1 protein-coding gene is annotated in these 660 nt (G+C 64.7%); it reads right to left on the bottom strand.

Annotated features, from left to right (window positions below; all coding sequences use genetic code 11):
• Positions 1-5 precede the first annotated feature (5 nt).
• Positions 6-660, bottom strand: a 655-nt coding sequence (locus ACTZWY_RS19815; RefSeq protein ID WP_444792421.1) for a transposase, incomplete at its 5' end; no start/stop codon positions are given.

The raw sequence follows: 660 nt of genomic DNA on the forward strand, positions 1-660 counted from the left end.
TTGCTTCACGCTGGCATCGGGTGTTTTTGCCACGCTGCCATTGCGATTTTCTTGATGTTCTGGGCGGCGGCGGCGAGGAGGGCTTGCCATCTGACACCCTTGAGGCCGCGATAGCGCGCATATCGGTGGCCATGGAGTTGCTTGGCATCTGCGAAGGAGCGCTCGACCGTCTCTTTTCGTCGTTTGGAGACGCGCTTGCCCCAATCGGTCAGGCGGTGGGCGTCGGTGCGTTCGCGGGCCTCGGCCCAGATGTGGCGGGTGACGGTTTTCTGCGGCTTTGCGCCCGAAGTGCAGGACGCCAGCAGCGGGCAGTCCCGGCAGATCGCCGGGTCGGATTTGTAATGCCGATACCCCTTACGATCCGTGGTGGCATAGCCGAGCAACTGGCCTTGCGGGCAGCGATAGCCGTCCTGATCGGCCTCATGGGCGAAGGCCTTGCGGGGCATCATGCCTTCGCGCGGCGGCACGGGACGACGGTAGCCCGTCACACCGAGGATCTGGCGATCCTCCAGCCCCTTCGCGATGGGGGCATCAGCATAGCCTGCATCCAGCCCCACCGCGCGCACCTCCAGCCCGAAGCGGATGCGCTGGCGGTCCAGCCGCGCCAGATAGGGAATGGAATCATGCACATTGGCAGGCGTGACATGGGTGTCCGTGATG

Origin of the sequence: Roseinatronobacter sp. NSM (assembly GCF_052379845.1) — a bacterium.
GTDB lineage: Bacteria > Pseudomonadota > Alphaproteobacteria > Rhodobacterales > Rhodobacteraceae > Roseinatronobacter.